This window comes from Microbacterium sp. H6 (assembly GCF_003314775.1).
Classification (GTDB): Bacteria; Actinomycetota; Actinomycetes; order Actinomycetales; family Microbacteriaceae; genus Microbacterium; species Microbacterium oxydans.
The window spans coordinates 21,890-31,404 of record NZ_QOAY01000288.1 but is presented as its reverse complement, the minus strand read 5'-3'; the positions used below and the strand labels follow the sequence as shown (position 1 = coordinate 31,404).

The 9,515-nt window shown below is 68.4% G+C and carries 9 protein-coding genes; 7 read left to right on the top strand and 2 right to left on the bottom strand.

What is annotated here, in order from left to right; all coding sequences use genetic code 11:
- The coding region (locus DSP71_RS18645; RefSeq protein ID WP_147251395.1) for an A/G-specific adenine glycosylase at positions 1–881 on the bottom strand (881 nt) is incomplete at its 3' end.
- A gap of 54 nt (positions 882–935) precedes the next feature.
- Between DSP71_RS18645 and DSP71_RS18640 the strand changes: the two genes are divergently transcribed.
- From DSP71_RS18640 to DSP71_RS18610, 7 genes are all read left to right on the top strand, one after another.
- Entirely contained in the window at positions 936–1,589 is a 654-nt protein-coding gene (locus DSP71_RS18640; RefSeq protein WP_058632308.1) for a hypothetical protein, read from the top strand.
- A gap of 44 nt (positions 1,590–1,633) precedes the next feature.
- On the top strand, positions 1,634–2,527 hold the full coding sequence (truB, locus tag DSP71_RS18635) for a tRNA pseudouridine(55) synthase TruB (RefSeq protein ID WP_046748274.1): 894 nt from the start codon (positions 1,634–1,636) through the stop codon (positions 2,525–2,527).
- Positions 2,524–2,892, top strand: a complete 369-nt coding sequence (locus DSP71_RS18630) for a hypothetical protein (RefSeq protein WP_058632307.1) — start codon at positions 2,524–2,526, stop codon at positions 2,890–2,892. The genes truB and DSP71_RS18630 overlap by 4 nt, the downstream gene beginning before the upstream one ends.
- 85 nt (positions 2,893–2,977) lie before the next feature.
- A complete protein-coding gene (locus DSP71_RS18625) occupies positions 2,978–3,388 on the top strand; it encodes a hypothetical protein (protein WP_171010960.1) in 411 nt (136 codons plus the stop codon).
- Entirely contained in the window at positions 3,385–4,335 is a 951-nt protein-coding gene (locus tag DSP71_RS18620) for a bifunctional riboflavin kinase/FAD synthetase (protein ID WP_046748277.1), read from the top strand. The genes DSP71_RS18625 and DSP71_RS18620 overlap by 4 nt, the downstream gene beginning before the upstream one ends.
- Positions 4,336–4,561: 226 nt before the next feature.
- The gene (locus DSP71_RS18615; RefSeq protein ID WP_113681788.1) at positions 4,562–6,706 is read left to right on the top strand and encodes a DEAD/DEAH box helicase; all 2,145 of its coding nucleotides are present in this window, start codon (positions 4,562–4,564) and stop codon (positions 6,704–6,706) included.
- Between the two features lie 204 nt (positions 6,707–6,910).
- On the top strand, positions 6,911–7,939 hold the full coding sequence (locus DSP71_RS18610) for a 6-phosphofructokinase (protein WP_046748279.1): 1,029 nt from the start codon (positions 6,911–6,913) through the stop codon (positions 7,937–7,939).
- A 217-nt stretch (positions 7,940–8,156) separates the two neighbouring features.
- Here DSP71_RS18610 and DSP71_RS24305 read toward each other — a convergent pair.
- The coding region (locus DSP71_RS24305) for a S9 family peptidase (RefSeq protein WP_258546547.1) at positions 8,157–9,515 on the bottom strand (1,359 nt) is incomplete at its 5' end.

The following is a 9,515-nucleotide window of genomic DNA, read 5'->3' as shown; positions in this document are numbered from 1 at the left end:
AGCGCTGACCCGTCGGCTTCCGCGAGGCCGTCCGCGATGAGGGAGTCGATGGCGCGATCCCGCTGACCCGCGTCAGGCCAGTCCGGCAGCACGGCCGCCAGCGGAACAGGCTCCGGATCCAGGGTCCGCAGCAGCCGCAGCACCGCGCCGCGGGCCTGTCTGTCCGACCCCTCGTAAGCCGCCTGGCGTCGCCGCTCATCCCCGGTGTCGGGTCTGCCGGCCGCCAGCCAGGCGCAACTGCCTGCCAACGGACACAGCTCGCATCGTGGTGATCGTGACGTGCACACGGTGGCGCCGAGTTCCATCGCCGCGGCGTTGAACATCGCAGCGGCATCGATGTCATCGGGAAGCAGCGAGGCCATCAGATCGAGGTCTCGGCGTGACGGCGCGCCCGGCTGTGCGCGGCCCTCAACGGCACGAGCGAGCACCCTTCGGGTGTTCGTGTCGACGACCGGGTGGCGGTCGCCGTAGGCGAACACGGCCACGGCACGGGCGGTGTAGTCGCCGATACCCGACAGCGCCAGCAGGTCGTCCACCCCGCGCGGTACGACCCCGCCATGCCGGTCGGTGATCTCGACGGCCGCGCGATGCAGCCAGAGCGCACGCCGGGGATAGCCCAGGTTCGCCCACTGCTGCACGACGTCCGCCGTCGATGCGCTGGCCATCCTCGCGGGCGTCGGCCATCTCTTCAACCAGGCATCGAGGTGCGGGATGACCCTCGCGACCGGCGTCTGCTGCAGCATGAACTCGCTCACGAGCACACCCCAGGCCCCGAACTCGTCGTGAAACTCGGGGCGTCGCCACGGCAGGTCTCTGGCGGTGGAGCGGTACCATTCGGGCAGGGCCGACACCACGTCGGAACGGACCTGCGTGTCGGGCATCCCTCCAGCCTACGTGAGCGGGCCGAGGGGCCCGAGACCAGAGTCAGGGGCTTCATGATCCGTGCACGCGCCGCCGCGCTCATCCTCCTCACCGCTCTCGCCACGAGCGGTCTCACCGGTTGCACCGGGGGTGCGGCGCCCGCGCCATCCGACAGCCGGGAAGTCAGTCCCAGCCAGACACCGTCCGATTCTCCGAGCCCGACGACGGAAGCCAGAGTCGAGGTCACGACAGACCCGAGCACCTGGGTCATCGACGACGCCGGTGTCGGGCCGATCGAGATCGGTGGCGACTTCGCCTCGACGCTCGACGGTCTCGCACCGGGCTGGACCAACGACGCGGTCGACTGCTCATGGTCGGCGTGGTGGACGGCGTCGGATTCCGCCTACGGCATGTCCTTCGTGCGGGGCACCGAGAGCCCGAGCGCTCCCATCCGCGAGATCTCCGTCTCCTCTACGAGTGAGTCGCTCGAGGGGGTTCCAGGGCCCCAGACGATGACCGGGTTGGGCGTCGGCGCCACCAGGGACGATCTGCTCGCGGCATACCCCGCCGCGCAGCAGGGGACGTCGACGATCGGGAGCGACAGCTGGATCATGCTCCCGAGTGAGACCGACGCCCACGTGTTCTTCGCGTTCCGGGAGGGTGCGGATACCGCCTGGGACGTCACGGTGACGACCGGTGCGGAGCCCTCGTACGAGGTCTGCGGCTGAGCGCCGTGACCGCTCCGCCCCGTCCCCGTCGGTAGGCTGGGAGGATGGTCTCGCCCGGCATCCTCCTCGTCGACAAACCCGCTGGGCTGACCAGTCACGACGTGGTCGCCCGCACGCGGCGGGCGTTCGGCACCCGCAAGGTGGGGCATGCCGGAACCCTCGACCCGATGGCGACGGGTCTGCTGGTGATCGGCATCGAGGGGGCGACCAGGCTCCTGACGTACATCGTGGGTGCCGACAAGACCTACACGGCGACGATCCGTCTCGGCCAGACCACCGGCACCGACGATGCGGAGGGGGAGATCCTCACGACGGCCTCCGCCGATGCCTGGGCCTCGGTCACCGACGACGCAGTGTCGGCCGGCATCGCCGAGCTCACGGGGGAGATCTCCCAGGTCCCCAGTGCCGTCTCGGCGATCAAGGTGGACGGTCGCCGTGCCTACGATCGGGTGCGCGCGGGAGAAGAGGTCGTACTCGCGGCACGGGACGTCGTGATCTCGCGGTTCGACCTGCTGGCCACTCGCCGCGGAGAGGGGCACGTCGATCTCGATGTCATCGTCGAGTGCTCGTCCGGGACCTACATCCGCTCCCTCGCCCGAGACCTCGGGGCGGGCCTCGGCGTCGGCGGTCATCTGACGGCACTGCGGCGCACGAGGGTCGGGCCGTTCGATGTGACCGAGGCCGTCGGGCTCGATGCACTCGAGGGCGCGCCGACCTTGACTCCGGGCGAAGCGGCGGCGCGGATCCTGCCCGTGCTCGAGATGTCCTCCGACGACGCGCGCGACCTCCGCCACGGCAAGCGATTGAGCGGACAGGCTGCACGTCTGCACGAGGCGATGGGCGCGGCGATCGACCAGGACGGTGCCCTGATCGGCATCGTCGAGAAGCGCGGCGCGGATCTCAAGAGCGCCATGAACATGCCGGAGGTCGCACCATGATCCTGTGGTTCACGATCGCGCAGATCGTCATCGCGGTCGCCGCCGGTGTGTTCTGCGTCGCCGCGGGGCTGGTCGGCAGAAGGCCGAGCGACTTCAGCGTCGGTGCCCTCGCCCTCGTCGAGGCGCTCCTCGTCGTCCAGGTGGTCGTCGCGATCATCGCACCGCTGGCGGGCAACCCGCCGACCGGAGACCTCCTGGAGTACTGGGTGTACCTGGTCTCGGCTGCCCTGCTCCCGGTCGGAGCCGTGCTGTGGGCGCTCATGGAGCGCAGCCGCTGGAGCACGGTGATCCTCGGGGTCGCGGCATTCGCGATCGCCATCATGCTGTGGCGCATGCAGGTCATCTGGGCAGTCCAGATCGCGTGACGCGAGTGGTCGCCGCGGGAGCCCGGCGGCCTCCCGCGGCTCTAGGATGGAATGCGCTATGAGCTCCACCGCCCCCTCCTCTCGGATGACCGGAATCGGTCGCGTCCTCGTCATCGTCTACGCCGTCATGGCGCTGGCGGCGACAGGTCGCAGCTTCGTGCAGATCGTGCGCCGGTTCGACGAGGCGCCGCTGGCGTACTCGCTCTCCGCACTCGCCGCCGTCGTCTACATCCTCGCCACGCTCGCCCTCGTCCTGGCCCGTCGCCGTGGCTGGTACACGGTCGCCTGGGTCGCCATCGTCTTCGAGCTGACCGGCGTGCTCGTCGTCGGGCTGTTGAGCATCCTTCTCCCCGATCTCTTCCAGCACGAGACCGTGTGGTCGCTCTTCGGACGGGGCTACCTGTTCATCCCGCTGATCCTTCCCGTCTTCGGCATCTGGTGGCTGCGCACGCACCGGCCCGCCGATGTCGTGCGTCCGGTCGAGGTGGGCGCGTGATCGTCTTCCGCAGCCCGGAGGACGTGCCGAGCGACTTCGGTCCGAGCGCGGTCGCGATCGGCAAGTTCGACGGTGTGCACGCCGGCCATCGTGTGGTTATCGAACGCCTCGAGAAAGCCGCGGCCGCCACGGGAAGTCGGGCGGTCGCGGTCACCTTCGACCGCAACCCTCTCGCCGTCATCAGGCCCGACCGGTGCCCGGAGAACGTGGTCACGGTGGAGCGCAAGCTCGAGCTCCTGGGGGAGCTCGGACTCGACGCCACCCTGGTCCTCACGTTCGACGAGCAGCTCGCTGCCCGCAGTGCCGAGGACTTCGTCGTCGACATCCTCGTCGGAGCCCTTCAGGTCTCGACGGTTCTGGTCGGGCAGGACTTCCGCTTCGGCAACCGGGGAGCGGGCACTCCGGAGCTTCTACGGGAGATGGGCCCGCTGTACGGTTTCTCCGTCGAGGTCGTCGACGATGTGTACCTCCCCGGCTCCGAGCGACGCGTCTCGTCGAGCTGGATCCGCGAACTGCTGATGGAGGGCGATGTCGCCTCGGCGGCAACGGTGCTCGGTCGGTACCCCGACGTGCGCGGAGAGGTTGTGCACGGGCTCAAGCGCGGACGCGAGCTGGGTTTCCCGACCGCGAACCTGTCGACCATCGTCGACGCGTTCGTGCCGGCAGACGGGGTGTACGCGGGGTGGCTCGTCGACCACGACACCGGTATCCGGCACCCCTCCGCCATCTCCGTCGGCACGAACCCCACATTCGACGACGTGCTCGTCCGGCAGGTGGAGGCTCACGTGCTGGGCGAGACGGGCCTCGACCTGTACGGGCACGACGTCACGGTCGAGTTCGTCGACAGGCTGCGGGGGATGGTGGCCTTCGAAGGTATCGACAAGCTCATGGCGCAGATGGGTGCCGACGTGACGGATGCCGCGCGTGCCCTGGGGCTCCCGGGCTAGCGGGCCCGCTGTCCGAGTTCCGGCGCGGCGCGGCGCGGGCAATCGCGTTCGGGCGAGCGTCATGACATAGAATGGATATCGGCTCCCGCCGGACTTCGCGAATCTCGCGTACCACGACGGGAAGAAGACCCACTGTTCGTACGGTCCTGGCTCGTGCCACACGCGGACAACGAGAACGGCCCATGGCTTCCTGGGGGAAGCCGGAGCTTTCACGCTCAGGAGGAGCATGCCGACCACGGCAACCGCCGCCACGCGGCGCAAGAAGACGTCCCGTCGCGACGACGAGGCACCCCTCATCCCGATCCTCGCGCGCAAGGTGCGCGAGATCGAGGCGAAGTCGCAGCGCGGCAAGCTCGGACCCACGAACCGGGTGAAGTTCCAGGTGATCGCCTTCCTGGTGCGCGAGGAGCGCGCGAGAGTGAAGGCCGACAGCGAGATCACCGATCCCGCACGCGTCGAGCTGCTCAAGCGGCTCGACGGAGTCGCGACGATCCTCGCCAAGACGGCAGCCCGCGACACGTCGCTCATCCAGCTGCTCGAGGCCGACCAGGCGACGTCGCCGGTGGCGAAGCGCATGCGTCGGGACTGGCTGCTCGAATCCGGAGCCGAACTGGCGCCGGAAGAGCTCATCATCGCCGACGCTGCCCCGGTGCAGATCTCGGTGGTTCCCGCCGCGATCGCCGAGCGACAGGTGACCCCGCCCTCGGTCGAGGCGCGGCAACTGGCCAACCCGTTCCTGGCTCCCGACCTCACGCCGCGTCCGGCCGCCACCCCGCGCCGTCGTCTGGACGGCTGGGAGCTCATGGGTCCGCTCTACAAGGCGTTCGAGACAGGGGCCGGCGGCGCTGCGGCGTCGATGGAGCTGCCGCCTGCACCCGAGTTCGACCACATCTCGCCCAAGGGCCTCGAGGTCATGGTGCACCAGTCGCGGTTCCTCGAAGCCGTGAAGGCCGGGCACCGCAGCTTCCTGCTGGCGGACGAGCCGGGTCTCGGCAAGACCGCGCAGTCCGTGCTCGCAGCCTCCGTCGCCGGTGCATACCCGCTCCTGGTCGTGGTGCCCAACGTCGTTAAGATGAACTGGGCACGCGAGGTCGAGCGGTGGACGCCGCAGCGTCGTGCGACGGTCATCCAGGGAGACGGCGACGACATCGACGCCTTCGCCGACGTCTTCATCGTCAACTACGAGATCCTGGACCGGCACATGTCGTGGCTCGCGTCGATCGGCCTGCGAGGCATGGTCGTCGACGAGGCCCACTTCATCAAGAACCTCTCGTCGCAGCGGTCGCAGAACGTGCTGTCGCTGGCCGCTCAGGTGCGCGAGCGCACTCCGGGTCACAACCCTCTGATGCTCGCCCTCACCGGCACGCCGTTGATCAACGATGTCGAGGACTTCGATGCGATCTGGCGTTTCCTTGGGTGGACGACCGGTGAGAAGCCGGGCCCTGAGCTCATGGAGAAGCTCGACGCGACGGGCTTCACGCCGGCAGACAAGGCCTTCTACCCGGAAGCGCGCGACGCCGTCATCTCGATGGGCATCGTCCGTCGCAAGAAGAAGGACGTGGCGGCGGACCTTCCGGACAAGCTCATCGCCGATCTGCCGGTCCAGCTCGACGACGAGTTCGGACGCAGCATCCGCCAGGCCGAACGCGAGCTGGGGGAGCGGCTCGCCGCTCGCTACCGTCGCATCATCGAGGCGCGAGGAGATCGCGGCCTCGCCCCCGGCGAGATCGACGAGGACATCGTGCGGCTGGTCGCTCAGAACGAGCTCGAGGAGTCGAAGGCCGCTGGCACAGGCGGAGACAACGTCTTCACCATGGTGCGCCGTATCGGTCAGGCGAAGGCTCCGCTCGCAGCGGACTACGCCGCACAGCTCCAGCGCTCGGTGGGCAAGGTCGTCTTCTTCGCGAAGCACATCGACGTCATGGACCAGGCGGAGGCGCACTTCGCCGCCGCGGGCATCCGCTCGGTGTCGATCCGTGGAGACCAGACCACCACGGTCCGGCAGCAGGCGATCGACGACTTCAACGGCGACCCCGAGGTCGGCATCGCCGTCTGCTCGCTCACCGCGGCGGGCGTCGGTCTCAACCTGCAGGCCGCGTCGAACGTGGTCCTCGCCGAGCTGTCCTGGACGGCTGCCGAGCAGACGCAGGCGATCGACCGCGTGCATCGGATCGGCCAAGATGAGCCGGTCACTGCATGGCGGATCATCGCCGCGCACACGATCGACACCAAGATCGCGGAGTTGATCGACCAGAAGCAGGGGCTCGCGGCTCGCGCGCTCGACGGGGAAGCGGTCGACGAGTCGGCGGCCGAACCGGTGCAGCTGGCGGCACTCATGCATCTGCTGCGTCAGGCGCTCGGCGAGATCTGAGCGTCAAGAACCACTGTTCTTAACGCGCTGCGGAGGGTCAGATCTCCGGCGATCGGGAAGTTCATCGATTTCGGAGAATCCAGCCGTCAAGATCGACGTTTTTCGTCGCTCCCGAATGGCGCCCGGACGTGCCGGGGCGCTAGGGTCGATCGAAGGCAGCGTCGCCTTTTCCCCCCCATCTCCCGAACGTCTGAAGGCACCAGCATGAAGATCGGCATCCTGACGAGCGGCGGCGACTGCCCCGGCCTCAACGCGGTCATCCGCGGCATCGTGCTCAAGGGCACCACCACGTACGACCTGGAGTTCGTCGGCATCAGAGATGGATGGCGTGGCCTGGTCGACGGTGACTTCATGCCGTTGACCCGACACGAGGTGAAGGGCTTGTCGAAGGTCGGCGGCACCATCCTGGGCACCAGCCGCACCAACCCCTACGAGGGCGAGCGCGGGGGAGCCGAGAACATCGCCAAGACTCTCTACGGGCACAAGATCGACGGCATCATCGCGATCGGCGGCGAGGGCACACTCGCCGCGGCCGACCGTCTCGCGAAGGACGGGATCAAGGTCATCGGCGTCCCCAAGACGATCGACAACGACCTGCAGGCGACGGACTACTCGTTCGGCTTCGACACCGCGGTCAACATCGCCACGGACGCCATGGACCGCTTGCGCACGACCGGCGACTCGCACCAGCGCTGCATGGTCGCAGAGGTCATGGGCCGGCACGTCGGCTGGATCGCGCTGCATGCCGGCATGGCCGCAGGCGCTCACGTGATCTGCATCCCCGAGGTGCCGATGTCCATCGATGACATCACGGAGCTCGTGACCAGTGCACATGATCGCGGACGTGCACCACTGGTCGTCGTCTCGGAGGGCTTCAAGCTGCTCGGCATGGACGAGGCATACAGCGACAAGGGGCTCGACGCGTTCAATCGCCCGCGCCTCGGCGGTATCGGAGACCAGCTCGCCCCTGAGATCGAGCGCATCACGGGGATCGAGACGCGGGCGACGATCCTCGGACACATCCAGCGTGGTGGATCGCCCTCTGCTTTCGACCGCGTTCTCGCGACGCGGCTCGGACTGCACGCGGCTGACGCGATCGTCGACGGTGCATGGGGTCAGATGGTCGCGATGCAGGGCACCGACATCGTGCGTGTGCCGTTCGCCGACGCGCTCGGTGAGCTGAACACGGTTCCCCGCTACCGCTACGACGAGGCGGCTGCACTCTTCGGTTGAGCCCGGGGCCCGTCTGCAGCTCGCGCCGGTTCGGGTCACCTCGCGGAATCATCCTCGACCCGCATTCTCGGGACGACGCGGCGACGGGCCACCGCGCCGGAACAGGCCGCTTGAGTCGCAACCTGCCTGTTCCGGCGTGATCGCCTGTCCTCGCGCTCGCACTCACGCAGGCGTGTCCTCGCGTTCGTTCAGGCGCGAACGCGAGGACAGTCCGGTGTCACACCTCGGCGAGGCCGAGAGTGTCGAGGAGCCAGGCGAGCTCGAACGCCCGCTCCTTCCAGGAGTTGTAGCGTCCGCTCACGCCGCCGTGCCCCGCGACCATCTCGCACTTGAGCAGCACGTCGGTGGCCCCGGCCTCGCGCAGACGGGCAACCCACTTCGCCGGCTCCACGTAGAGCACCCGGGTGTCGTTCAGCGAGGTGACCGCGAGGATCCGCGGATACCGGACGCCGTCGCGGACGTTCTCGTACGGGCTGTACGACTTCATGTAGGCATAGACATCCTTGTCGTGAAGCGGGTCGCCCCACTCGTCCCACTCGATCACGGTCAGTGGCAGCGACGGATCGAGGATCGTCGTCAGGGCGTCCACGAAAGGCACGCCGGCGAGGATCCCGGCGAACAGCTCGGGCGCGAGATTCGTCACGGCGCCCATGAGCAGACCGCCGGCGCTGCCACCCTCTGCCACCATCCGGCTCGGAGTGGTCACACCCGTCTCGACCAGATGCTCGCCGCAGGAGACGAAGTCGGTGAAGGTGTTGCGCTTGTGGAGGAGCTTCCCGTCCTCGTACCACTGCCTGCCCATCTCGCCGCCTCCGCGCACATGGGCGACCGCGAAGATCACACCGCGGTCCAGCTCGGAGAGACGCGCGACCGAGAATCCGGGATCGATCGAGTGCTCGTAGGATCCGTAGCCGTAGAGGTGCACAGGGCGCGGTTCCGCTCCCGGCTCCCCGAACGAGCGCTTCCAGACGAGTGAGATCGGCACGCGCACGCCGTCGGCCGCGGTGGCCCATTCGCGTCGCTGGCCGTAGTCCGTCGGGTCGTAGCCACCCAGCACGGGTACCTGCTTGCGCAGCACCAGCTCACGGGTGGCGAGTTCGAGGTCGTACACGGTTCCGGGCGTCACGAACGACGTGTACCCGAGGCGGAGGAACGGCGAGTGCCATTCCGGGTTTCCGCTCACGCCCGCCGAGTAGAGCGGCTCGTCGAAGGCGAGTTCCTCGACCGCATCCGTGACGTAGTCGAGCAGGCCCACACGCTCCAGACCTTCGCTGCGGTACTCCACGGTGGCGAAGTCGCGGAAGGCCTCGACCCCGAGCAGTCGCCGTCCCTGCTCGTGGGGGAGCACAACCCGTCGTCGGCCCTGCGGATCGGAGGCGGAGACCGAGACGAGCTCGAAGTCGAGCGCCCCGTCGTTGTGGAGCACGAGCAACCGGTCATCGCCGTCCACGACCGCGTGCTCGATCGAGTACTCGACCCCTTCTCGTCGGGGCCAGACGAGACGCGGTTCAGCGGTGAGGTCGCCGTTCAGATCGACCAGATACTCCTCGCTCGTGATGCTCGATCCCACGGCGAT

Coding starts and splice junctions, on each gene's coding strand:
- DSP71_RS18640 (WP_058632308.1), top strand. CDS start 936: ATGATCCGTGCACGCGCCGCCGCGCTCATCCTCCTCACCGCTCTCGCC.
- truB (WP_046748274.1), top strand. CDS start 1,634: ATGGTCTCGCCCGGCATCCTCCTCGTCGACAAACCCGCTGGGCTGACC.
- DSP71_RS18630 (WP_058632307.1), top strand. CDS start 2,524: ATGATCCTGTGGTTCACGATCGCGCAGATCGTCATCGCGGTCGCCGCC.
- DSP71_RS18625 (WP_171010960.1), top strand. CDS start 2,978: ATGACCGGAATCGGTCGCGTCCTCGTCATCGTCTACGCCGTCATGGCG.
- DSP71_RS18615 (WP_113681788.1), top strand. CDS start 4,562: ATGCCGACCACGGCAACCGCCGCCACGCGGCGCAAGAAGACGTCCCGT.
- DSP71_RS18610 (WP_046748279.1), top strand. CDS start 6,911: ATGAAGATCGGCATCCTGACGAGCGGCGGCGACTGCCCCGGCCTCAAC.